Annotated in this window: 20 protein-coding genes; 6 read left to right on the forward strand and 14 right to left on the reverse strand. The window is 43.2% G+C overall.

What is annotated here, in order from left to right; all coding sequences use genetic code 11:
* Positions 1-49: 49 nt before the first annotated feature.
* The 13 genes from eat to IEX80_RS08305 all read right to left on the reverse strand — a co-directional run bounded on the left by eat (position 50) and on the right by IEX80_RS08305 (position 15,671).
* Entirely contained in the window at positions 50-1,402 is a 1,353-nt protein-coding gene (gene eat / locus IEX80_RS08245; RefSeq protein ID WP_188832622.1) for an ethanolamine permease, read from the reverse strand.
* A 271-nt stretch (positions 1,403-1,673) separates the two neighbouring features.
* A complete protein-coding gene (locus IEX80_RS08250; RefSeq protein WP_176627498.1) occupies positions 1,674-2,603 on the reverse strand; it encodes a sugar phosphate isomerase/epimerase family protein in 930 nt (309 codons plus the stop codon).
* A gap of 222 nt (positions 2,604-2,825) precedes the next feature.
* Positions 2,826-5,426 carry an MGH1-like glycoside hydrolase domain-containing protein gene (locus IEX80_RS08255; protein WP_188832623.1) on the reverse strand — a complete coding sequence of 867 codons (2,601 nt, stop codon included), beginning with the start codon at positions 5,424-5,426 and terminating at the stop codon, positions 2,826-2,828.
* A 180-nt stretch (positions 5,427-5,606) separates the two neighbouring features.
* Complete coding sequence (locus IEX80_RS08260) at positions 5,607-6,107, reverse strand: hypothetical protein (RefSeq protein WP_139159966.1); 501 nt, start codon at positions 6,105-6,107, stop codon at positions 5,607-5,609.
* A gap of 61 nt (positions 6,108-6,168) precedes the next feature.
* Entirely contained in the window at positions 6,169-7,239 is a 1,071-nt protein-coding gene (locus IEX80_RS08265; RefSeq protein ID WP_176627500.1) for a dipeptidase, read from the reverse strand.
* Positions 7,240-7,253: 14 nt separating this feature from the next.
* Positions 7,254-8,366 (reverse strand): D-TA family PLP-dependent enzyme, encoded by a 1,113-nt coding sequence (locus tag IEX80_RS08270; protein WP_176627501.1) that lies wholly within the window; start codon positions 8,364-8,366, stop codon positions 7,254-7,256.
* A gap of 124 nt (positions 8,367-8,490) precedes the next feature.
* Positions 8,491-8,994 carry a RidA family protein gene (locus IEX80_RS08275; protein ID WP_223266270.1) on the reverse strand — a complete coding sequence of 168 codons (504 nt, stop codon included), beginning with the start codon at positions 8,992-8,994 and terminating at the stop codon, positions 8,491-8,493.
* A gap of 125 nt (positions 8,995-9,119) precedes the next feature.
* On the reverse strand, positions 9,120-10,196 hold the full coding sequence (locus IEX80_RS08280; protein ID WP_188832624.1) for a hypothetical protein: 1,077 nt from the start codon (positions 10,194-10,196) through the stop codon (positions 9,120-9,122).
* Between the two features lie 91 nt (positions 10,197-10,287).
* Positions 10,288-11,394: a hypothetical protein gene (locus IEX80_RS08285; RefSeq protein WP_188832625.1), complete on the reverse strand. Its 1,107-nt coding sequence runs from the start codon at positions 11,392-11,394 to the stop codon at positions 10,288-10,290.
* A gap of 104 nt (positions 11,395-11,498) precedes the next feature.
* Entirely contained in the window at positions 11,499-12,314 is an 816-nt protein-coding gene (locus tag IEX80_RS08290; protein ID WP_188832626.1) for a hypothetical protein, read from the reverse strand.
* 29 nt (positions 12,315-12,343) lie between these two features.
* The gene (locus IEX80_RS08295) at positions 12,344-13,900 is read right to left on the reverse strand and encodes a vanadium-dependent haloperoxidase (RefSeq protein WP_188832627.1); all 1,557 of its coding nucleotides are present in this window, start codon (positions 13,898-13,900) and stop codon (positions 12,344-12,346) included.
* A gap of 30 nt (positions 13,901-13,930) precedes the next feature.
* Complete coding sequence (locus tag IEX80_RS08300; RefSeq protein WP_188832628.1) at positions 13,931-14,809, reverse strand: transporter; 879 nt, start codon at positions 14,807-14,809, stop codon at positions 13,931-13,933.
* Positions 14,810-15,119: 310 nt separating this feature from the next.
* Complete coding sequence (locus IEX80_RS08305) at positions 15,120-15,671, reverse strand: hypothetical protein (protein WP_139159965.1); 552 nt, start codon at positions 15,669-15,671, stop codon at positions 15,120-15,122.
* A 163-nt stretch (positions 15,672-15,834) separates the two neighbouring features.
* Here IEX80_RS08305 and IEX80_RS08310 point away from each other — a divergent pair, with 163 nt between their 5' ends.
* The 4 genes from IEX80_RS08310 (at position 15,835) to IEX80_RS08325 (ending at position 19,188) form a co-directional block, all read left to right on the forward strand.
* On the forward strand, positions 15,835-16,395 hold the full coding sequence (locus tag IEX80_RS08310; protein ID WP_090526930.1) for a YeeE/YedE family protein: 561 nt from the start codon (positions 15,835-15,837) through the stop codon (positions 16,393-16,395).
* Between the two features lies 1 nt (position 16,396).
* A complete protein-coding gene (locus tag IEX80_RS08315) occupies positions 16,397-16,807 on the forward strand; it encodes a DUF6691 family protein (RefSeq protein WP_090526928.1) in 411 nt (136 codons plus the stop codon).
* A 59-nt stretch (positions 16,808-16,866) separates the two neighbouring features.
* Positions 16,867-17,451, forward strand: a complete 585-nt coding sequence (locus IEX80_RS08320) for a TlpA family protein disulfide reductase (protein ID WP_176627505.1) — start codon at positions 16,867-16,869, stop codon at positions 17,449-17,451.
* Positions 17,452-17,640: 189 nt separating this feature from the next.
* Complete coding sequence (locus IEX80_RS08325; protein ID WP_090526922.1) at positions 17,641-19,188, forward strand: alpha-N-arabinofuranosidase; 1,548 nt, start codon at positions 17,641-17,643, stop codon at positions 19,186-19,188.
* A gap of 308 nt (positions 19,189-19,496) precedes the next feature.
* Here IEX80_RS08325 and IEX80_RS08330 read toward each other — a convergent pair whose 3' ends face one another.
* Positions 19,497-22,073, reverse strand: coding sequence for a phosphoenolpyruvate carboxylase (locus IEX80_RS08330; RefSeq protein WP_188832629.1), 2,577 nt, complete (start codon positions 22,071-22,073; stop codon positions 19,497-19,499).
* A 274-nt stretch (positions 22,074-22,347) separates the two neighbouring features.
* Here IEX80_RS08330 and IEX80_RS08335 point away from each other — a divergent pair, with 274 nt between their 5' ends.
* A complete protein-coding gene (locus IEX80_RS08335) occupies positions 22,348-24,504 on the forward strand; it encodes an FUSC family membrane protein (RefSeq protein WP_188832630.1) in 2,157 nt (718 codons plus the stop codon).
* Positions 24,505-24,710: 206 nt separating this feature from the next.
* Positions 24,711-25,856, forward strand: a complete 1,146-nt coding sequence (locus IEX80_RS08340; RefSeq protein WP_188832631.1) for a methionine aminotransferase — start codon at positions 24,711-24,713, stop codon at positions 25,854-25,856.
* Positions 25,857-25,861: the final 5 nt, after the last annotated feature.

Consider the following 25,861-nt stretch of genomic DNA (forward strand, 5'->3'; position numbering starts at 1 on the left):
TGTCATTGGTTCATTATTCAAAAAGCGAACAAGCAAATGATTTAATGACTCAATGATTAATGACCTCCTTATCCATTGGTGCGCTCATCAGGTCTTCTGTTAATGCCACTTTATGCTTGCCCATCACTATAAAAATCAGCAATACAATTACTAATCCTCCTGCAAAAATGAGGCTCATATCAGGGTTAAAATATATCGTTGCAAATAAGCATACTACACAAATTACCAAAGCTATTGCCGGGAAAACCGGGAACATTGGAGCCAAAAATGGTCGGCTTAAACGGGGTTCCTTTTTGCGTAGTATAAAAAGGCTTAGCATGCTCATAATATACATAACCACAGCACCAAGCACCGACAGCATGATGATCTGATCCGTCTTAAACTTATAAATGAAGATGGAGCTTACTATACCACTTACAACAAGCGCCCAATGTGGTGTTTTAAATCTGTGATTAATGTCCGACAGCATCCGGGGCAAATAACCGCTGCGTGCCATGGCAAACACCTGCCGCGAAGAGGCGAGAATAATACCATGCAGCGACGCGATCAGTCCAAATAAACCTATACTCGCAAATATTTTGGTTAAACCGTTTCCTTTGCCCAATACTATCCCGATAGCCTCGGGCAAGGGGTAGTCTAAATGGCTTAGTTTGCGCCAGTCGGTAAGCCCGCCGGTTATGACCATTACACCCAGCGCTAACACTACCAGCGTTATAATAGCCGATATATAGCCGCGGGGAATATTCCTTTTCGGGTTCTCCACTTCTTCGGCCACCATCGCAACCCCTTCAATGGCCAGGTAAAACCAAACTGCAAAAGGCAGGGCTGCAAACACACCAGCCCAGCCAAAGGGCATAGGATTGGTGAGGTAGTTTACCATTTTAAAATGCGGTGAAACAATGCCCAGATAAAGCAGCAGCTCAATTACGGCAAGTATGGTAATGAACACCGAAAACGTCGCCGATTCCTTTACCCCAAGCATATTTAAAAGGATAAAAAGAACATTAAAGCCCATAGCGGCCTCTGCTATTGGGATAGCCGGGTATAAAAAATGCAGGTAGCTTCCTAAAGAAACTGCTACAGCAGGCGTAGCCACCAGGAAATCAACAAGGGTAGCGTAACCGGCAATTAACCCGCCAAACGGTCCCATAGCCCGATACGCATAAGCAAAAGCGCCTCCCGCATGAGGTATGGAGGCGGTGAGTTCGGTATAGCTAAAAATAAATGTAATATACATCAAGGTGATAACCAGGGTGGCTATGAGCAAACCTATAGTGCCGGATACAGCCCATCCCAAATTCCACCCGAAATATTCGCCCGAAATAACCAGACCTACGGCTATGGCCCATAAATGGATAGGTTTCAAAACCCTTTTTAAATGTTCTGTAGATGTTTCTGCCATGCGCCGCCGTTATAAATAATATTTTATCGCCTTAAATTACTCAACAGGCAAGTTAAATCAAAATTACGGTACATTATGGAATTGTTAAGCCATACTTTTCCGAAAAATACAACAAGTTCCGGCGTCTTCTTTTACAAAAAAAGCTCATAAACTAAAATAAGAGGCAAACAACAATCGTTAGCAAACAAAACAGCCGATAAAACTTAATTTATCGGCTGCAATTCTATTATAAAACAATTAATAGTTAACGATTCGGATATCACTCCCCTATTTACACCATCAGCTTATCCTTCAAATATCCCATACTGGCTGTAATACTTGCAAAGGCATCTTTAGGCATATCATGCTCTACAAAAAAGTGTTGCATACCTGCTGATTTAGCCGCTACAAAAATTGGTTTAAAATCAATAGTGCCACCTCCTACAGGTTGTATATTCTGCCTGCCTGCATCCAAATCTTTCACATGCCAAAGCGGGAAACGACCGGGATGTTCCTTAAACATTTCTACCGGATTTTTACCCGCTTTAACAGCCCAGGCCAAATCAAGCTCCATTTTTACATTACCCGCATCTGTTTCGCTTAATAGCATGTCATAAGGCACTTTACCATCAACTGCGTGAAACTCCATATCATGGTTATGATAAGCAAACTGGATCCCCGCTTTTTTCGCGGCCTCTCCTGTTTTGTTTAATACCTCAATAGTCGATTTTATTTCATCAAGCGTAGCCGTAGGCGAATTGGCGCAAACCAGGTATTGAACGCCGCCGTCAGCAACCTCGTCAATCACCTGCTGCATATTATCGCGCAGGTTCAATACAGGAGGCAATACCATCGGCTTACCATCTGCACCTGCAGGCATTTTTGCTCCCGGTGGCAGTTTAAACGGAGCGCCAAGAACATGGTGCGAGGTCCAGCTCATGCCCAGGTTATTCACCATGGCTTTAAATTCTTTAGGCTTCATACCATAATAGCCGCCTTTTTTACTAAAGGCCGATTCCAATTCCTTGTATCCTATAGCTGCAATTTTGCTCAATGTGCCCTTTACATCTTCGTCAATAACGCCGAAAAAAGTAAACAACTGCAGTCCTACAGGATGATGCTCCATGTTACTCAAAAAACTTGCTGCTTTACCCGATAAGGCCATGCCGCCAAGCACCAATGCACCGGTGCCTTTAATAAAATTTCTTCTGCTGTAAATCATGCTTGATAATGGTTAATAATTAACTGGTACAGTAAAGCTAATTAATTAATAATAAGCCAGGAAATTTTATTGTGTCTTTTTTACACAATAATTCATATCAAGCTAAAAGTATCATACTGAAGGTTAATTGACAGATGGAAGTTTTAATATTTATCTGCAGCAGTCCCACCATGGCACAGTGTTGATTTATAGCACCGTGCCAGGTTATTATATACATACACCCTATTCCAGATACAAACAATTGGCAATCAGTCCTGTCCAGCCGGTTTGATGTGCGGCACCTAAACCAAGACCTGTATCGCCATCAAAAAACTCATAAAACAAAATGTGATCTTTAAAATGCGGATCGGTTTGCAGTTTGGGATTTTTACCATACACCGGCCGCTCAGCATTTTCGTTTTTCATAAACAGTTTGGAAACCCGGGCATATAGCTCGTTCGCTACCTCTTTCAGGTTCATAAAATTTCCCGAACCGGTTGGGCATTCTATTTTAAACTCGTCGCCATAAAACATATGGAACCGGTGCAAACTATCAATAATCAGGTAATTGATGGGCATCCAGATAGGGCCGCGCCAGTTGCTGTTACCACCAAATAAACCGCTGTCACTTTCGCCCGGCACATAGGATATGCCAAATTCAACTCCATTTACCGAAACATGGTAAGGGTGTTTAAGGTGATACTTTGAAAGTGACCGGATCCCGTAGTCGCTTAAAAATTCATTTTCATCTAACATGTATTTGAGCAATGACTTCATCCTGTAACCACGCAGCAAACTTATCAGGTGTTTGCCGTTGCTTCCCTTCTCGTTCCAGCGTGAAACCAGCGATGCAAGATCGGGGCGATTTTCGGCAAACCATTTCATGCGGTCTTTAAACACCGGGCTTTCCGTAATATCTTTTTCATCCAATACCTCGGTAGCAAACAGTGGAATCAACCCTACGATGCTCCTAACCCGCATTTTAATAGAACCATCATCAGGGAAACGGATCTGATCATAAAAAAAGCCGTCGTCATCATCCCAAAGGCCTTCATTGTTTTCGCCCAGGTTTGACATGGCCCCAACAATATAAATGAAATGCTCAAAAAACTTAGAAGCGATATCAGCGTAGGCTTTGTCGGTTTCGGTAAGCTCGGTGGCAATACGAAGCAGGTTAAGCGAATACATGGCCATCCAACTGGTGCCATCGGCCTGTTCCAAATGCTGCCCGGATGGTAAATGCATATTACGGTCAAAAACACCGATGTTATCCATCCCCAGGAAACCACCCTCAAAAATATTATTGCCCGATTGGTCCTTGCGGTTAACCCACCAGGTAAAATTGAGCATCAGTTTGTGAAAAACCCGCTCCAGGAAATAAGTATCCCCTTTTCCATTGTTATTTTCCTTATCGGTTTTATATACGTTCCATACAGCCATGGCATGTACCGGAGGGTTTACATCGCCAAAATCCCATTCATAGGCAGGCAACTGGCCGTTAGGGTGCATATACCAATCGCGGGTAAGCAAAATCAACTGATTTTTGGCAAAGGCCATATCAACGGTTGCCAGCGGCAGGCAGTGAAAAGCAAGGTCCCAGGCGGCAAACCAGGGATATTCCCACTTATCTGGCATTGAAACAATATCGCGGGTATTAAGATGCGTCCACTTACTGTTTCGGGCTTTTTGCCTTTGTGCAGGCGGGCGGGGCATCCCTTTATCACCGCTAAGCCAATGGCGGGTATCTGAATAGTAAAACTGCTTGTTCCATAACATGCCGGCAAAAGCCTGCCGCTGAATAAGGCGGCGATCGGGGTTCATGGTAGCGCCATGAATATCGTTATAAAACTGGTCGGCCTCTGTTTGGCGAACAGCAAAAACCTCGTCAAAATCCTCAAAACTATAATTTGCATCTTCAGACAGTCGCAAGCGTATGGTTACGCTTCGCCTGGCCGGGATATTCAAATCGTAATTTATAGCTGCCTTGGTGCCCATGTTTTTAGGATTTACCGTATCGGCAGCATGAATAATGTAATCGTTTATACCATCCTTATAATACTTTCGGCCATCGTCATAATTATAAAGCCTGCGCGAGTTAGTTTCATTATCACAGAACAGGAGTTGAGCTTGCCCTTCGATGTGCAGCCACATTTGCCCAAGGTCTTTATGAAAAATGCTGATCACTTTATCCGAAGAAGCACAAAGATCTGGTTTGCGCGAATCATATCCCCAAGCCCAGGTATTGCGGAACCATAAAGTAGGCATTACATTAAGCGGGGCATCCTCTTCACTCCGGTTATGAATAGTTATTTTAATGAGGATATCTTCCTGCGCGCTTTTGGCATATTCGGTAAAAACATCAAAATATTCGTTACGATCAAAGATCCCCGTGTCCATCAGTTCAAATTCCGGATCCTGGCGGCCGCGGCGTTTGTTCTCATCAACCAGCCATTTGTACGGAAACTCGTTTTGCGAATATTTATACAACGTTTTCATGTACGAGTGTGTAGGTGTACTATCCAGATAGTAGTACATCTCTTTCACATCCTCGCCATGATTACCTTCGGGGTTGCTTAAACCAAAATATCGTTCTTTAATTATAGGGTCTTTCTTATTCCACAATGCTATTGCAAAACACAGATATTGCTGCCTATCGCAAATGCCGGCTATACCTTCCTCGCCCCAGCGATAAGCTTTGCTGCGGGCCATATCATGGGTTATGTAGTTCCAGGCATCACCATTTGCACTGTAATCCTCCCTCACGGTACCCCACTGCCTATCACTTACGTAAGGCCCCCACTTTTTCCAACCTGTATCCTTTAACCTTGATTGTTCTGCGTTCATAGTTTAGATGACAATTTACACTATCCCTAATTTAAGGTAAGTGTTTCGCAAAGTAGATTTAATTAAGGAAAGTTACAGATATAAAAGGCAGGTTTTACTGTTTAATGAAGAAATGGAAGGATTTGGGGGTATCTCTTTCGACTAAAACTTATCGACGACTTAACCTTCTGTCTTATAAATCTACCATTCGCCCCAAGAATGAAACATTGTCATCCGGTGCTTATTGGCATCTACCAATACATACCCTTTTGCTATCATAGCCTCTCCCTCAGTTACATAAGTCCAACCAGAATTAAATTCATACAGGGTACAGTAATCGTTAACGCAACCTGAAAAACTTAAATCAGCTTCGGTATTACCACCATAAACTGCTAAATCTGCTTTATCTGGTGTTTTATTGCCTTCGTTTCTGATGGAGATTTTTTTATTTCTAATGGTGTCGATAACCATGGTCTGTAGTAACCTCCAACCGTTGCCTTCTGCAAATCTGATTACATCCTGGCTATTATAATTACGTAACCGATTTTTCCAGGCAATCGTGCGTGTTCCGCCCCATGGTCCCTGATCGCTGGCAGATTTTATGATATGATCGCTGTCAAACCCTTTCCAAAACCCTGCCGGGCTCAATTTATTACAGCTAACCAATATCACAGCAAAAGCCATTATTGAAATCCGCTTCATCGATATCAAAGTAGATTAACATGCTGCACAGCCCACTGCAAACTAAAAACTGCCAACTGATTTACGCCCATGCATTCCTTAAAAACCTGAGCCAGTTGCCGTGCATCATATTTTGAATATCCTCATCAGTATAACCGCGTCTCTTTAACAGATCGGGCACTTTTTGCAGATCGGCAATGGTTTCAAGGTCATAAGGGCATTGCTCACGTCCGAAAGCGCCATCCAAATCAGTACCCATACCTACGTGCAGGGCATTACCGGCAATCTGGCAAATATGATCGATATGATCAACCATAACTTCCATATTACAGTTCATTCCTTTTGGGGTAGATACACCCCTTACCCATCCGGGCACCATCATCCAGGCATCAAGGGCGGCGCCGATCACTGCGCCGCGGTCGATAAGGGCTTTGATCATCTCATCGCTGTACTGGCGGTTATGATTTACCAGTGCCCGGCAATTGTTATGACTTGCCCAAACGTGCCCGTTAAAATGATCAAGTGCTTCCCAAAAACTGTCATCGCAGAGATGGGTAGCATCTAAAATGATATTCAGCCGCTCCATTTCTTTAAGCAACTCATGACCTTTAGGCCCCATATAGCCGGTAGCATCAGTACCCTGAGCATACCTGCCGGGGCCATAATGCGCCGGACCAACAGCCCGCAAGCCATAATTATAAGCCCGTTCCAAATGCTGAACCGTCACTATCGAATCGGCACCTTCCAAACTTAAAATATACCCCACCGGCTTTTTTTCTGCCGGGGTACCATCATTCCAAAGTTCCAGGTGTTTTTCAAGCGACGGCAGATCATTCACCTGCACCATTTCGCCTGCATCTTCCATAGCCCTGTACCAGGCTACTTGTCCCTGGGTTTGTGCCCAGGCCTGCTCGGGCGAATGCCAGCCGGGCAACGGATTATCCGGCGCTACATAACGCCCTATCTGGGTAGCTACTACCAGGCCAATATTCCCTTTACGCAATTCGGGCAAGGTAACAACAGCGTTGGCACGATCTGGCTTATCGGTTAAGCCTTCTTCGCGTTGGTTTACTTCAGCAAGCGGGCGCGTAAGGTCGCGGTTCCACTCCAGGGCGTTCATGCTTAAATCTAAATGGGCATCTATAACAAACATGGTATCAGGGGTATTTAGATGGTAATTTTGCGGTCGCGGGCCTTGTTAAGCCACTCACCGGTAACATTTTCGTTTTCGATAGTATAAACGCGCTCATACAACGCAACCGTAGGGCAAACATGGTGCGGAATGCCGTAAAGCACATCGCCTATTTGATATTGATGATTATCGCCTGCCTCAACCACCAAATGTTCTTCGCTTTGGCTCACCGGGTAAAGCTCCTGCGCATTTAAAAAATAAATACGTTTGCTTAATTCGTTTTCAGCCGATATCGACTTATGCCCCACATCCAGACAAAGCTTTGTTGGGCCGGGCAGGGAAATCACCCGGGTAACAATCAATGCTGCAGGTAAAAAGTCCTGCTCAGGCATTCCCACCTGGTAACCTTTATCCCAGTAAACAAACGTACCCGGGCTGCATTCAACATAATTACGTTTGGCATGGATAGGAAAAGTTGGTGAGCCTCCTGCTACGATAACCGGTTCGGGGTAACCTTTACTTTTTATAGTTTGCTGCAATTTAAGCACAGGATCAAACGCAAAATTACAGCGTTCGGCCCGTTTCTGCAGGTCTACATCATGGATGTGGCCATCATAGGCATGCAAACCCACGGGGTTAATGCCCGGCAGTACGCCGCAGTCCATATAAAGCTGAAGGGCTTCAAAACCAGGCGTTATACCGGTGCGGTTCATGCCTACGTTCAAATCCAGGTATACGTCGATATTGGCATTAAATCTTACCGCTTCGTCAGAAATCTCCTTTGCCGATGTGGAGTTATCAACCAAACACGAAAAACGCGTGTGCGGATAAGCATGGATCAGCCTGATGAAACGGTGCAGTTTAGGCCCCAGGGGTTGGTAAGCCAGCAAAACATCGGGGGCCTTGTTTATGGCCAGCAGTTCGGCCTCGGCGATGGTGGCGCATTTGAACTTACGGATGCCGGCTTCCAGCAGCAAACCAGTAACCTCAGCATTTTTATAGGTTTTAACATGTGGGCGCAAACGGGCAACATCACCGATCATGTCGGTGAGCCTAATAATGTTTGTTTTAACCCTGTCGGGATAAACAACCATTGCCGGGGTATCCAGCTTATCAACATCCTGTATATTATACCAGTTGGGCGTCATGGGTTTAATATTTTTTCATGTAAAGACGCATAATTGCGTCTTCGAACATCCAGAGCCGCCCTTATGGTGCCTCTGCAAGCGGGAGACGCAATTATGCGTCTCTCCAGAATGGAAATTGTAGATTTTATTCTAATTCAAACAGCGCTTCAATTTCAACGGGGATATTATCAGGTAATGAGCCCATACCCACCGCGCTGCGTACGCCTATGCCGTTCTCCTCGCCCCAAATTTTGGCAAAAAGTTCGCTTGCGCCATTTATGATGAATGGGTGCTTTTCAAATTCGGGTGTACAGTTAACCATACCCAGCACTTTTATAACACGTTTAATTTTATTAAAACTGCCGATGTTGGCTTTAATGGTAGCGAGCATAGTTAAACCAACCTGTTGTGCAGCAAGCTTGCCATCTTCCTGGCTTACTGTTTCACCAATGCGGCCAATAATCAGCGAAGCATCATCCTGTACCGGACCATGGCCCGACAGGTATAAATATTTACCATCAACTAAACATGGTTTATAAACGCCAAGCGGCTTTGGTGCAGGCGGCAGATTTAAACCCAGCGCTGCAAAGTTTTCTTCGGGAGTGTTCATGAACGTAAAACTATTGTTTTTAAGTAAAAAAGTATCCATAAAAAATAATTTTACACGAATGCTGTCTGCCGAAGAGAATTTAATTCGGAAAAATTAGTTTTAAATAAAAAAGCCGGGGATCTCACTCCCGGCTTCACCAAATCAACTAAGTAGTATATATAATCTCAAAATTTAAACGACACACCAAAATTGATAGCATAATCGGCAAATGCCGCGTCGCCGATAACGTATTTACCGGTGGCTATCGAGTTTTCTTTATCAGTAACACTTTGTGTGCGGTCGCGTTTCAGGGCGATGGGCACGCTGGCAAAGATATTTACCCTTTTAAATGCATAGCTCAGGGCAGGCTCTGCAGAAATGATATAACCCGGACGGCGGAAAGCATCGCTTTTACCTATCAGGTCATGAACAGGGATCCCTTCAATACGGCCACCTGCAGATATGGTAAACACATGCGCTATGGTATAATTAACACCTAAACGAGCCAGATACTGATCGGGCACACTTGAAATAGCTTCGTTGGCCAGTGATGAGCTCAAAGTTTCACGATAAGTGCGGGTGCCGTTGGTATTGCGCGGATTACTCATATAGTACAAGTTAGTATACCCGCTAAAGCCGCTGCCAAAACCCAGGTAACCGTTTGCTTCGGCAATGATGCCCAGGCCACCATCGCCTAACTGGATGGATTGATCAACAGGGCGCTCGGAAGGGATGACATTGTAAAAATGTGATTTATAATTAAAATCGCCGGTAGGCAACTTGATACCTAAACCAACCTGGATATTTCCCCTGGTTTTACGGCTATCAAACAACCACCTGTTAACAACGATGCGGGCATCGCCAATACCCTGCGAGTATGAATTATGGCGCTCTTTACCGCCGTGCTCATATAATGAAGAGCGGGTATTAACAAGATAAGGTACACCAACAGATACTGACCAATACTGGTTAAAATTACGGGTAAGATTTAGATCAAAAGTATGCTGATGGTTGATCACCTCGTTACCTATCACCAGGCGCTGCTTCTGCTCGTCGCTGCCCTTAAAGTGGCGAAACGATTTAAAATAGCGCCATGAAGCGGTGAGCTCCCAACCTTTGTATGAAGTGTCCTGCGTAGTATGTTCCATGTTACTGAACGGGCCATCTCCTTTAATGGCAACGCAGCCTTGCGCGTGTACACCGGTATAGGTAAGCAGCAGGCACGTCGCCGTGCAAAAAAGAAATTGTAAAGTATGTTTCATAATATGTTGTTTAAATGTAATTGCACCTTAAGCAGTGGTTAAATAAAGTCGGGGTCTCAATCCCGACTTTAAAATCAACAAAACCAATTTTCTATTTAATTCTAAAAGTTACCCCCACGTTAATGGCATAATCTGCAAATGCAGCATCACCCTGGGCATAAGTTCCTGTTAAGCGGGTTGTAATTTTATCCGGTACGCTTTGCGTACGGTCGCGTTTTAAGGCTACAGGTACAAAAGCATAAATTGAAAATGATTTAACACGATAGGTAACGCCAGGCTCGGCAGAGATGATATATCCAGGCCTGCGGAAGCCATTACTGCCCCCTACCAGGTCATGCACCGGCAGGCATTCGTAACGTATACCGGCTGAAAAATCAAACTTGCTGACGCCGTAGCTTGCACCGCCGCGGATCATTACCTGGTCGGGCACGCTCATAACATCGCTGCCGTTAGCAACCGCTTTGGCACTTGGTGTACCGCCACGGGCCGATGATACACCATTTTGCTCCCTTGGACTAATCAGGTAGTAAAAGCCGCCATACAGACCAAAGCTGTGTGTAAAATTGTAATAGGTATTGATCTCGGTGGTGATACCGGTTCCGCCGTCACCCAACTGAATGGATTGATCAACCGGTCCAAGCGTTTTGCCATCGTTGGCAGCTGTATGATAAAAATAATCCTGATAGTTGTAGTTTCCGGTTGGCAGTTTTAAACCCAAACCAACCTGGATATTTCCGCGGCGGGCTTTTGCTGGGTTTAGCAACCAGGCGTAAGCGGTTAAACGTACATCGCCCAAACCAAAGGAATGTGTTTCCAAACGCTCCTTACCTCCATGCTCATATAATGATGAGCGGCTGTTATCAACTATAGGTAAATCAACAGCAAACGACCAACGGTTATTAAATATGCGGGTTAAAGTAAGATCTTGTGTATATGAATGATTAATTACATTAGTTCCTTGTTGAATTCGTTGTTTTTGCTCCTTGGTACCAACAAAGTGTTTATACGAGCGAAAGTAACGGTTATTGCTGTTTAACAGCCAGCTGCCATTGTTGGAAACACTATCAGGATGTTCATCCATAGTGCATAAGCCGCCTGTGCTCCTGATGGCAACGCAGCCTTGTGCATTTGCCTTTGCAAAGGTTGCAAATATGATGACCGTTGTAACGCCAATAAATTTCAGTACCAGTTTTTTCATAGTATTATAAGTATTTGTGTGCATTTGCAATTGTTTAGTTAATATGTTTACAAAGCAGGGTAATTTTTCACCCTGTTCAATAAGCTTTTTTATGTTTTGGTGATTTAGCTTGCTCTTAAATGTGATGTATGTTTAAAAGGCCAGAGAACATAACCAGCCGGTGCTTTTTTAACCGCAAACCATAAGGCCAGCAATACACCGTAGCTGCCGCCGCGTTCTATCCACTCAAACATTTCGTATTTTGGATAAAAGAGCTCGCTGGATATTTTCCATATAATAAAAACGAGGAGTATATTTTTAAAAGGACGAATAAGCACTGTTAACGCAGCCAGCACTTCAAACAAGCCAACAAACTGAGCCGTTTTAGCCGGTTCAGCAAAACCAAGCGTATGGTATTGACTTAATAAACCTTGCTTTTGGATAAGGTTGAGCCAGCCATGGCCTATTAGCAGCAAAAATGCAAATACCCTTAACCAGGTAATAACTTTAGCCAGGGTTTCGGCATTGATACTAACATTATCATCCATATGGGCAAACCATTGTTTTTTACCTAATGGGAACCCTCCCTGTACCAACAGTAAAGCAAACGGTGCACCATAGTTGCCGGCACGTTCAATGAACTCGGCAAAAGGTTCGCCCGACAGTGGGCGCATAGATGCAGTAGCCAGTCCCCAAACCACCAGCCATGCAGCTATGGCACGGGTTGGATAAACCAGCATAGAAATGCCCATTAATATATCCACGGTACCTACATAAGGCATCAGTGTATAGGCCATTTCTTTACCGATACCGAAAACACCAAAGTAGTTACACCAGATTTGTTTGGTAATAATACCAAAGCAACCGTGCCCTATAAAGCACATAACTACAGCCAGGCGAAGCGTGTGATATATTTTCTGATCGTTTGTTAAGCTGCGCATTGTTTATTCGTCCTCAATTCAACATCCTGTTATTTTGCGTCTGCCCTATCAGCCTTCCCTCTGTTAACTGCGTACTGGCCAACTTTATTTCCGGTTACCAAACCAACTTCGCAGTCGCTACGATAATGAATAGCCCCATACAACCTCGACATAGCCGCCGCATGCGCCATATCGGTAAATTTACTCCCCCTATCAGGCAGCAAATAGGTTAGCACAGTAGCAGCCGCACCGCTAAAGTTAGAGTGGCCTGATGTATAAGCCGGGAAGTTTGGCACCCCGGTTAAGGTTTTGATATTTGGATTGGCTTGCGAAGGACGCTGGTTAAAGTAAAAATATTTGGTATCCCAGCATACAATAGCAGCATCCATTTCGGCCATGTTTAACAAGGCAAAGTTACGAGCCCAGCGTACTTCGCTGTAATTTTGTTTTACAAATTCATCAGCTGCAATAGCATTCCAGTGACCTGTAGGCGTATAAGTACCGGCACCATCGGCCCAGAAAGCAACCAGCTCTTCATGATCGCGGCTATGGTCTTTACTGAATGACAATACTTCTTCTGTTTCTTTTTTAAATTCGGCCGAATTTGTTGCGTACGGAGCCGGGGGCCTGATTGCAGCTACAGTAGTTGAATCGAACAAGAAAGGCGTAACTTTTGAAAACAACGGCAGCATTGGTGGCCTTTTGGGGGTTTCCAGGCTCACCCAAAATTGCTCGCCTTTTGCAGCGGTGATGGTTTCAAAGTTTTTCCAGATAGCAGGAGAACCGCCGGCCTTGCCTGCACCGTCATTACGGGCGCGGGTAGCAAATATGGCGGCTACCTGCCTGCCTAACGATTCGCCGGCAGCAAATTCGCCACGGGTATTAGCTCCTGATGCCATCCTGTATAATCTTTCTTCATCAACCTTTTGTTGTATATAGGCTACATCCGCAGGGAATAATAATTTCATGATCTCAGATGTCGCACCAGATACTACCGCGTCCTCGCTTGGGTACGAGGGCAGTTCGGATGCCGGGATCAGTGCTTTAACACCTGAGTCATTTTTATATGGTGCTGTACGTTTATAAACGTTTTTGAAATGCCATGCAGCTATCAGCGCATCATATTGTGCAGCACTTACATAAGCGTAGGCACGTGCAGCATAAGGCGGGTTTGAAAACGGAAATTCAGGGTAATTAAAAGGATTGGTAGAACTTGGAGCCGGATAAGTACCATCAGGGTTTTGGTATGGCGGTATATTATGTTTGGCTACCAGTTCGCGCAAAATCTCATTCCATCTTAATACAGAGCCCGCGCTCCAATATTGGATCTTTGACTGCTGATCACTGGTTAGATTTTTCTGTAATCCTTTGATCTCGTTCAGATCGGCTACATAGGCCGGTGATGTAACAGCATCAGGCGCGCCTACGTTCAACACACTAAAATCTTTAACAAGCACGGGGTTCCAGGTATCGGCAGTAAGGTCAAGATTTGAGGGTTTAAGTGCGGGATACAGCGAAGTACGGTCTAAAATATCCTTTCGGCATGAGCTAAAGGTTACCGCCGCCAAAGCTGTGATTGTAAATATATTAAGTATAGTTTTTTTCATTTCATTGATCATTGATTGTCCAACCTGTTATTACTTCTCCTTTTTGGTGCTAAACACATAGTACACACCTGCAAATCCCGACCGGGTTTGGCCTACATTACGTCCGTTTAAAACATAGTTACCGCCTGCAGTAAACTCAAGTCCGCTGATAGACTGGAAACTGTATTTCAATATTAAACCAACAGCTGTGCTATTCATGCGGTTACTTGGAAAAGGCATATCGTTTTTACGGATATCAAAGCCGCTTGTGCTTGTAATCTTTGTAAAAGTGGCCTCGGCATTAAATTTGAGGCTGCGGTAGCCGCTGCTAAACATAAAGTTGGTAGCGTTTGGTAACTGCACCTCATTGGTGTAATGCATTTCGGTAGTGTAGTATGAATTTCTATCGATAGTAATATTATCGCGGCGAATGTACTGACCTGAGCCTGCCACAAAGAATCTGCCTGTTTGATAGTTAAGCAACGCACGGAGCGCTACACTTTTACTATGTAAACCTACAGATAGGGGTAAATAATCGGCCTCATAATTGGCTAACGGCAAACTACCTGTAGCAATTGCATGAACGCTGAATAAACCGCGGCCTATCTCTTCTTTTACCGCCATCCATTTAAATGAAACCATAAGGTCCTGAAATGACTTTTCGCCCCTTAAAGTACCCGCAGAGGCGTTGGTGGTTACGTAAGGCACCATAAATAGCAGGTTGATCCGGTTTGAAAGACCATAATTTCCACCCAGACTGTAAACATTGGTACTTACAGTGCCCAAATTTGGATTATCCCTTTTAAAGGTACCCTCCCAGTAGTGGTCCCAACTCCCATGGGTGTATACTGCGGCAGCACAAAAATAATTTTTAGGGATCATCAATGCGTCAGCATCGGTTTGGGCTTTGGCACATTGTGCAACAGCCATTAAAAAAGAAACTACAATACAACATCTGTAAAAATACAGCGACATAAATTTCATTACGTTTAAATAAAGGGTATAAAAAAATGGTAAAACAAAAGCCGGATCAACATTATCAACTGAAATCGCTTAACCACCGATTGTTGATAATATCTCAGCATTAAAGAGCATGATCAAAGCCGTAAAAAAAGAAGCTATTGTCCCTAAATAGGGCGCGCAGACAATGTGCAGTCCAAAAAGCCAAATGATAAAAACGGTTTGTATCCTTAAAATACAGGCACACAAATCAATTTAACTCATAATTTACAGGCAATAATCAGCAGGCAGAGTTTGGCGGCTTGCCGGGTGACTCGATGAAGGGTGAATTTACATGGTAGGCTATAGGGCGTGGTTTTACCTTTAATGTCCTTCCGTAAGATAAGAATTGGTAATGCATAATCTGGAAGCTGTATTCGCCTCCAGCGTTTATCTTTTTTTGCGATGAATCATGCCCCTTTTTACTTAAGGGCACATCGCTTATTTCTTTAGCAATAATGAGGTTTGCATTAACCAAACGGGTTTTAACACTATTGGCTATACAAATAAATGACATGGTATCCTGTGTAACTTTATAACGCAGGTAGTTGTAGTAAACACCTTTTAATTGTAACTGGCCCTGATCGCGCACGTACCCGTTCCAACTGTGGATTTTTGGAAGATGTACAGGAATCTTGATCTCTACAAGTTTGGTAGCGTCAACCTTATTTTCATAGATCTGCTTAACAATTTGCACTTCGGACCGGTGAATAAAATACTCAAATACTAAACTGTATCCGCCCAAATTGAACAGATGTACGTTTAATAAAAGTATCGCTATAAGCTTCTTCACCAAAAGAAATTTTTGTTAGGGTATATAATTGCCAGTAAATATATGTAACAATATTGTTAAAACAAATAAAAAGTAAAATTGTATCAATCACAATTAAACGCCAGCCTAATTAGGATTTTGCCAATCTACATTAGATATATTTGCGGGTATTAACCCGTAAACTATGGATCTGATAACCCAACCCTGGCCCTGGTATGTAGCCGGCCCGCTGATAGGCCTTATTGTACCTGCCCTGCTTATTATCGGAAATAAAACTTTTGGTATCTCATCATCACTGAGACATATCTGCGCGGCATGCATTCCGGCTAATATTTCCTTTTTTAAGTACGATTGGAAAAAGGAAAGCTGGAACCTGTTTTTTGTTGCCGGCATCGTTTTAGGAGGCTTCATATCCGCGGAATTTTTATCAGCCAATCACCCGGTCGATATTAATCCGCAAACCCACGCTGTGTTGCGGCAACAGGGCGTTAAGGATTTTAACGGGTTACTGCCAAAAGATGTTTTTAGCTTCGATCAGCTCCTTACCTTAAGAGGTTTTATTTTTATGGTGATAGGCGGCTTTTTGGTAGGCTTTGGCACCCGGTATGCAGGCGGCTGCACATCAGGCCACGCCATTATGGGCATCTCCAACCTGCAGGGGCCATCCCTTGTGGCAACATGCTGTTTTATGGCAGGCGGCTTTATCATGACCTGGTTTATTTTACCCTACCTATTACATTTATAATATGCGCAATATCAAATACCTATTTGCAGGCCTCCTTTTTGGCATAGTGCTGGTGAAATCAGAAGTGATATCGTGGTTCAGGATCCAGGAAATGTTCAGGCTTCAATCGTTTCATATGTATGGTATCATTGGCAGCGCTATTATTGTAGGGATGATCTCTGTTATGATCATTAAACGCTATAAGATCAAAACCCTTACCGGCGATGCCATCGTTATTCCCGACAAAAAATTTAGCTGGGGCAACGTATATGGCGGGTTGATATTTGGTTTAGGCTGGGCAATTACAGGTGCCTGCCCCGGTCCGTTGTTTGCGCAGATTGGAAGCGGCTTTTTGGTCACTTCGGTTACGCTTTTAAGCGCTATTTTGGGGACATGGGTTTATGGCTTGCTCAGAGAAAAATTACAACATTAAATTAATTTCATGCAAAGGCGCAAAGCAGCAAAGAATTTACAAGCCCTTAATATCACTTCATGAGCCAACAAAAAAAGATCCCGGTTTCAAATATTTTCAGCATCCTCATTATGGCATTGGCGTTGTTGGTAATTTTTAATCCAAATGCAAAAGGCCATCTGATCAGGGGATTGATGTCGCTGGGCTTTTTCCAGCCCGATCCCGGGGGATACGTTAAGCATCCCGAAAATGTTACCAATGTACCGGATATCCAGTTTAAAGATGCAACCGGTAATACCATATCGTTAAGCACCTTAAAATCTAAAGTGGTATTTATAAACTATTGGGCTACCTGGTGCCCTCCCTGCATCGCCGAAATGCCCAAAGTAAATGAACTCTACAAAAAATTCAGGAACGATCCAAAAGTAGCCTTTCTTTTGGTTGATGTAGATAACGACCTGCCCAAAGCCAAAGCTTTTATGCTTAAAAACAACTACGACCTACCTTTATATATACAAATGAGCAATGTACCCGGCACTTTACTGGATGGCACTATCCCTACTACCCTCGTATTTGATAAAGAGGGCATGCTTATTTATAAGCACTCCGGCGCGGCAGATTATAGCAGCGAAGAATTTGAAAAATTTATGAGGAACCTTGATTAGCTTGATTAAAGGATTCCCTGATAATACTTTTCTTAAAGGCTAACCACCGGTTTTATTCAATTATGCTTATAATTCAAGGTAATCCTTTAATCAAGCTAATCATGGTCAATATTTTTTATTGTTCTTTTAACACTTATTCTCATTTTTTTTCTTTTCTTTACTGCACAATTAGTTAAATCCTAAGTTTCAATGAAAAAGAACCCGTTTTTACACCTCGGCGTTATCGCTTTGTCCTTATTGAGCTCGGCATCCTTCGGGCAAACAGGTACACTTAATATCAGTACCGATTCAAAAACAACCATTAGCAAACACATTTATGGTCAATTTGCCGAACACCTTGGCCGTGGTATTTATGGAGGTTTTTGGGTTGATAAAACCCTCCCTGTAAAAAAACAGGACCGCATCAGGCTTGATATTGTTGATGCCCTCAAAAAGATAAAGATCCCTAACCTGCGCTGGCCCGGCGGATGCTTTGCCGACGAGTATCACTGGCGCGATGGTATTGGTCCGGCTACCGCGCGCCCACGCATGGTAAATACTAATTGGGGCGGTGTTACCGAAGATAATAGCTTTGGTACGCATGAGTTTTTGGAACTTTGTGATTTACTGGGTTGTGAACCTTATATTGCCGGTAACGTTGGCAGCGGCACGGTTGACGAAATGTCGAAATGGATAGAATATCTTAACTCAAACAGCAGCAGTACGGTAGTACAGGAACGCAAAAAGAATGGGCATCCAGCTCCTTATAAAGTAACATTTTGGGGCGTAGGTAACGAAAGCTGGGGTTGCGGCGGTAATATGACACCTGAATATTACTCCGACCTTTTTAAACGATATGCTTCATTCGCTAAAGATTACCCCGGCGCTAAATTAAATAAAATAGCCAGCGGACCGAATGCAGATGATTACCGCTGGACGGAGGTTTGCATGAAAAACATCTCGAGCGGTATGATGGCAGGTTTATCGTTGCATTATTATACCATACCAACAGGTAATTGGGGCAAAAAAGGTTCGGCAACTAACTTTGACGAAAAAGAATACTTCAGCACTATGGTAAATTGCCTTAAAATGGAGGAACTGGTTACCAAACATTCGGCCATTATGGATAAATATGACCCGGATAAAAAAGTGGCCCTCGTTGTTGACGAATGGGGCATCTGGACCGATCCGGAACCCGGCAACTGGGGTGTTCTGTATCAACAAAATAGCTTGCGCGATGCTTTAATAGCAGGCACAACGCTTAATATATTCAATAACCATAGCGACCGCGTTAGAATGGCTGCACTTGCACAAGCCATCAACGTACTGCAGGCGTTGATATTAACTGATAAAGAAAAAATGGTGCTTACGCCTACCTATCATGTATTTGATATGTATAAAGTACACCAGGATGCCAAATATCTGCCCATTAAGTTGAGCGTACCTGATTACGAAGTTGACGGCAAAAAAATTGAAGCTGTAAATGCATCTGCTTCGCAGGATGCGGCCGGCAAGGTACACATCTCATTAGTTAACCTTGATCCGCACAATACCATTACTATTACAACCAACCTAAGCGATATAAAATGGCAAACCGTTAGCGGCCAGGTATTAACTTCGGCTAAATTAACAGATATTAATACATTTAAAGATGCCAACAAAATTCACCTTAACGCTTTTACCGGCGCTAAAAAAGATGGTGACAAATTGGTAGTAAATCTGCCTGCAAAATCAATCGTAACGCTCGAATTGAAATAAAATCCTTTCCCCTAAATACAAAAGAGGCTGCATCATATACAAATGATGCGGTCTTTTTTTGCATATAAAGCAATTGAACAAACACGGATAACCAACTTATTAGTTTTAAGCTTTACGTATTCTGCTTTTAACTTTATAATGGCTCACGGTTTTTTCTTAAAGTTTGACGGCAGAGGCTTTTCAGACTAAATGTCAAAACCTTTGAAAGCTTTTGACGCAGCCCATCATGATCATATAATTAAATCAAAAAAAAATCCACCTGCTATTGCTAACAGGTGGATGGGGATATAAATTAAAACAATAAACTCTTAAGCCAAATTGCGCCCGGCATTTACAATACCGTAAACCGTACGGATCACCAGCTTGTTATAAACATCATTAAGCTCAGTATCCTTTTCATAATTGATACATTGCAGGGCGTAGTGCTGAATGATCACCAACGGTAACACTATTTTTTCGCGAATAGCGATAGAACGGCGCTCAACCGGGTATTCTTCCATCAGTACGGTGCTGCCGGTTAGTTCAAGAAGCATTTCGCGGGTAAGAATAAACTCATCGCGAAGCATTTTCCAGAAGGTGCCAAATTTTTCATCCTGTTCCAGGTACGCTGTAACCCTGAAGTCCGACTTCGACATCGACATCATACAGTTATCCAGCATAGTTTTAAAGAAGCCTGAGGTTTGATAAAGCTCTTTAATCTCGTCCCAACCGCCAGTTTCTTTAACCTGTTTAAGTGCTGTACCCACACCATAAAAACCGGGGATACTTTGCTTTAACTGGCTCCATGAAGTTACAAAACTGATAGCCCTAAGGTCTTCCAGTTTCAATTGAGCCCCTGCATTACGTTTAGTTGGGCGGCTGCTGATATTAATCCTCGACAATAATTTCAGCGGACTGAATTTTTCAAGGTATTCAACAAACAGCGGATGTGCGCGCAGATCGATAAACAGCTTGTAGCTCACGTCGGCCATTTGCTGAATGAGTTCCTTGTGACGGCTATCCAGCAGATCGTTACGGTTGGGGTGCAATGCTGAAATAATACCTGCATTGATCAGCTGCTCCATATTAAATTGGGCCGTTTCAACCGAACCATATTGCGAACTAACGGTTTGCCCTTGTATAGTTAACTGGATATGCTCGTTAGCAATCTCTTTACCCATCGATGCATAGAAACGGTGTGTTTTACCACCACCGCGGGCAGGCGGCCCTCCCCTGCCATCAAAAAACGCCAGCTGGATGCCGTATTTGCGGGCCATCGCGGTAAGCTCAACTTTAGCTTTATATATTGACCAGTTAGCCATCAGGTAACCGCCATCTTTAGTACTGTCGGAGAAACCAAGCATGATTGTTTGCTGGCTCCCCCTGTTTTTTAAATGTTCTGCATAAAACGGATGTGTATACAACTGTTCCATGATGCCTGCAGCATGTTCCAGATCGTTCACGGTTTCAAACAGCGGCATAAAATCAATGCTTAAGCTGTCTTTTTTCCACCCGCTCCATAAAAACAGGTTAATCAACTGCAAAATATCCGAAGCGCGCTGACAGTTACTGATAATGAAGCGCTGGCACGCCCTTTCACCATTACCCTGTTGAATTTGCTTAACCAACCTGATGGTATCCAGTGTATCGTGGATCATAGCATCTTTTTCCTCTTTAGGGCAAACAAAATCGGCCTCTTTAAAAGTGATGCTCTTTATTTTATCTTCTTCACTTAGTTCCGAATAACCTTCCGCTACGCCTGTGTCAATATTTTGGGTTCCATATTCAAACACCTTACGTAAAATACGGCTGTCCTGCCTGATATCAAGTGTTGCAAAATAACATCCAAAAAGGCGTACCTTCTGGATCATATCCTCAACAATATTCACAAACAAACCATCGTGATCCCGAAGGATAACTTCTTTTATAGAAAGCAGCAACTCCAGCAGTTCGCCTTGAAGATCAACCGGGGTTAACTGTTCATTAGCGTTTTTGTAAAACAGCGTTTCCAGTTTAGTCATGGCCCCTTCAACACCGCGGAAAGTAATTCGGCGTTTAAGTACCCTGAAATCCCGGTAGTAACACCTGAACAGGCGCTGTCTTAAAAAGCTGGCAACTTCTTTAGTGGTTTGGGTTGTTACGTTAGGGTTACCATCACGGTCGCCACCCGGCCAAAAACCAAGTTCCAGTATCTGACGGCTTGCGGCGTCGATATCAAACTCCTCTTCCAGTTTTGACTGGATCCCAGATACGGCATGATAAAATATATTTTCCAGGAACCAGGAAAGGCTGATAGCTTCATCAACCGGCGTTGGCGATGTTTTATTAAAGAATGGCGTTTTACCTAATTGCTGCAGCAATACATCAATATTATTGATATCATTGGTTTTTACAGCTTCAATTAAATCCGTCATGATGCCAAGCACCGTACCTGGATAAAACTGCGTGGGGTGAGCAGTAAGCACCAGGCGTAACGAAAAATCTTTTAATTTGTCACTGATATCCTGCCGGCTTTCATCACTGATGGCTGCATGCTGCAACAAGCTTTGCAGGGTACCACTGTCATCAAACTTACCTATTTTATTAAATGAGGAATCTTCAATGGCGTCAAATAAAACCACCTGCCGTTCAATGTACTGAATAAACCTAAACATGCGGTTAATCTGCTCGCGATGATCGATATCCGGTACATACTTTTCAAAAAACGACTCGATAATATCTGTCGGCGAATCATGGGTGATAGCGCCTTTCTCACAATGTGAACTGAAAAACGGTAATAAGATCCCTGTATCCTTTACCTGGTAAAACGGAAGTGTTTGAAACAAACTGTTATATAACTCAAATCGGGTAACAACCTCGTTATTGAAGGCTGCTTCTCTTTGGCTGAGTTTTAACGTTGGCGACATAGTAAAAAATTAAATTGAGGTAAAATTGATTGGTTTAGCTTTTGGCCTTTTCCGGGGGGTGAATTTACTGATCTTTAATTTAATTTCATCAAAAAGTAAATATTTATTAACACAAATCTTCAATTAATGCCATTTTTATCAAAAACAGATACATAAATTAAAATTATGTAAATTTGAAACGTCATTTTAGGCCAATAAATTATATTTAATAAAAACAGGCCGAACAAACAAAATTGCTTATAATAGTTCTGTTATTTACAAAGCTACTGCTACCATGTCTATAAACATCAGGGAGATAAAAAGTTTCTTTTACAGTCAATATTTTTCTGATGGGATCCGCATTTGTATAGGCATTTTATTGCCCTCACTGCTCCTAATGCAGTTTGATAAGTTTGATCTGGGCCTCACACTTTCACTGGGCGCATTGTGTATCTGCGTTATAGATACTCCCGGGCCGGTATCGCACAAGCGTAATGCTATGGCGGCCGGCAACCTATGTTTATTTTTGGTTGCCGCTATTACCGGGTTTGCTCGGCTCAATGTATTTACCCTTGGCTTCGAGATCACCTTCTTCGCTTTTTTGTTTTCCATGTTTACGGTTTATGGCAACAGGGCAGCATCCGTAGGTACTTCATCATTATTGATCATGATCTTTATGATGGATAAGGCATTGACAGCTCCCGAGGTATTGGGTTATAGTGCGACTATCTTAGCAGGCGGTGTTTGGTATATGATCTTCAGTTTGTTGTTTTTCGGTATCCGCCCTTACCGCGCGGCGCAGCAGGCCCTTGGCGAAAATGTGACCGATATAGCACGTTTTTTACGCATCAAAGCCGATTTTTATTTATCGGATACCGATATCGACGAAAACTACCGCAAGCTGGTTTCCAAACAAATTCAGGTGAGCCAGCACCAGGATGCTGTGCGCGAACTGCTTTTTAAAAGCCGCATCATGGCCCGCGAATCAACAGCACCAAGCAGGATCCTGGTACTCACCTTTGTGGACCTTGTTGATATTTACGAACAGATCATGGCCACGCACTATGATTACAACCACATTCGCGAAAAATTCAAAGACACCGGCGTACTAACCGAAATAGCCCGTATTATCCATAATATGGCCGATGAGCTTGACGATATAGCCTATATTATATTATCCAACACACGCCGCCGCCATCTTACCGATTTTACAATTGAGTTGGAGAAGCTAAAAGTAAAGATCGACTCCATCGGAAAAAACAACCAGGAAACCAGCAATCTGGTGCTTAAAAAGGTGCTGGTAAACCTGCGTTCACTTAGCGAGGGGATCAACAATATTTACAAGTACTACAGCTCAAAAGCCGCCGAATCATTAAATGAGCCCAAAGGTGATGTGGAGTATTCGGCTTTTGTTACCCACCAGGATTTTGCACCGCATATTTTTTTCGACAACTTTACGCTGGCATCCGGCGCATTCAAACATGCCCTGCGTGTAGCGTTGGTATGTTTGGTAGGCTTTATCACAGCTAAATTGGTTTCATTAGGCCATCACAGCTATTGGGTACTGCTTACCATCATTGTAATATTGAAGCCCGGGTTTAGTCTTTCAAAACAGCGTAACTACCAGCGTTTAATAGGCACCATTGGCGGTGGTGTTATAGGTATAGCCATACTTACCTTTATCCCTAATCTTACTGTGCAGTTTATTTTCCTGGTGATATTTATGATGGGCGCCTACAGTTTTCAACGGCTTAATTATGTAGTGAGCGTAATTTTCATGACCCCGTATGTGCTTATCCTATTCAAGTTTTTAGGTGTGGGACTGTTAAATGTGGCGCAGGAAAGGATCATCGATACTATTATTGGCTCAACCATTGCCCTGGTAGCCAGCTACCTCATTTTCCCAACCTGGGAGTTTGAACAGATCCAGGAAACGCTTCGGGACGTCATTGTAGCCAACATCAATTACCTGGTTACCATTGCCGAAAGCATTTCGGGCAAAATGATCAGCATTACAACTTATAAGCTGGCGCGTAAAGAGGTTTATGTAAAATCGGCCAACCTTTCGGCCGCTTTTGAGCGCATGACATCAGAACCTAAAAGCAAACAGCGTAAAATAAAGGATGTACATAAATTTGTGGTGCTTAACCATATCCTTTCATCATACATCGCTACCATTGCATCAGCACAAAGCAAAAAGGAAATCCCGGTTGCACACCCCGAAGCCATGAAGCTCATCAAAAAAAGTATAACCGTTTTGAACGATACCGGTCAAAAACTGCATGCTCAAAATATTGAATTTAATATAGGTAAAATCCCCCCTGTTAACCCGGAAGCTCTAAAGCCGGTAGCCCAGGCCGAAGATGCTTTGTTGAAAGAGCAATTGGGCTTTATCAATAAGATCAGCTACGATATTGCAAAGATTACGGATAGTATATTGCTTGAACCATGATTTAGAGGATTTAGGATTGCCCTGACGCCAGGTAATGTAGGGTAAAGACCTATAATCTCCTCTCTATAGTATCAGAATAATCTTCTAATCCTAAAAATCATGGCACAGCAATATGTTTAAACCTTTAAATTAAAATATTTCCAAATACAAAAAATACCGGGTTATGGGGATACGTTCATAATGATTTTTCCCTACTTTAGCCATTGATGATACCTGTTGTTTCAAAATTACCCCAAACCGGAACTACCATATTCACCATTATGTCGGCCCTGGCCAACGAACTGGGTGCAATAAATCTGTCGCAGGGTTTTCCTGATTATGACTGTTCGCCCGACCTGATTGAGCTTGTAAATAAAGCCATGAAAGAAGGGCATAATCAATACGCGCCCATGGCTGGTGTCATGGCTTTAAGAGAGCGTATTGCCGAAAAAACCGAAAAGCTTTACGGCGCGGTTTATAACCCCGAAACAGAGATTACCATCACTGCCGGTGGTACACAGGCCATTTTTACAGCTATAAGTGCTGTAATTCACCCCAACGATGAGGTGATCATATTCGAGCCGGCTTTTGACTGCTATGCCCCTGCCATAAAACTGATGGGCGGCGTTGTAAAATCGCTTGCCCTTGAGCCGCCTAATTACCGCATTGCATGGGACATGGTTAAGCGGTTGATCAACCAAAAAACAAAAATGATCATCCTTAACTCGCCTCATAACCCAACGGCAACTATTTTGCATAAGGAAGATATTGACGAGTTGAGCGCATTGGTAAAAAACCAGGATATCCTGATCCTTAGCGATGAGGTATATGAACACCTGATCTATGATGGCGAAACCCACCACAGCATGGCCCGCTACCCTGATCTGCAGCAGCGCAGCTTCATCGTAGCATCGTTTGGCAAGCCTTTTCATGCCACTGGCTGGAAGGTGGGCTATTGCATGGCGCCTGCTTATTTGATGAATGAGTTCAGGAAAATCCACCAGTTTTTGGTATTCGCCGTAAACACTCCTATTCAGTATGCCATCGCCGAGCATTTAAAAAACGAAGAAACTTATCTCGGCCTGGCCGAATTTTTCAAGGAAAAACGCGACTATTTTAGAAAAGGCCTTGAACAAAGCCGTTTTAAGCTTTTGCCATGTTCAGGATCATACTTTCAGTCAGTAAGTTACCGCTCTATTACCGACGAAAAAGATGCCGACTTTTCTATCCGTGTGGCAAAGGAGTTTGGGGTAGCGTCCATACCTGTTTCGGCCTTTTACAGCAAGGGGATTGATCACCATGTGTTAAGGTTTTGTTTCGCCAAAAGGCAAGAAACTTTAGATAAAGCCGTTGATAGGTTAATTCGAGTTTAATTTTT

This window comes from Mucilaginibacter rubeus, assembly GCF_014643835.1.
In the GTDB taxonomy this organism is placed as follows: Bacteria; Bacteroidota; Bacteroidia; order Sphingobacteriales; family Sphingobacteriaceae; genus Mucilaginibacter; species Mucilaginibacter rubeus.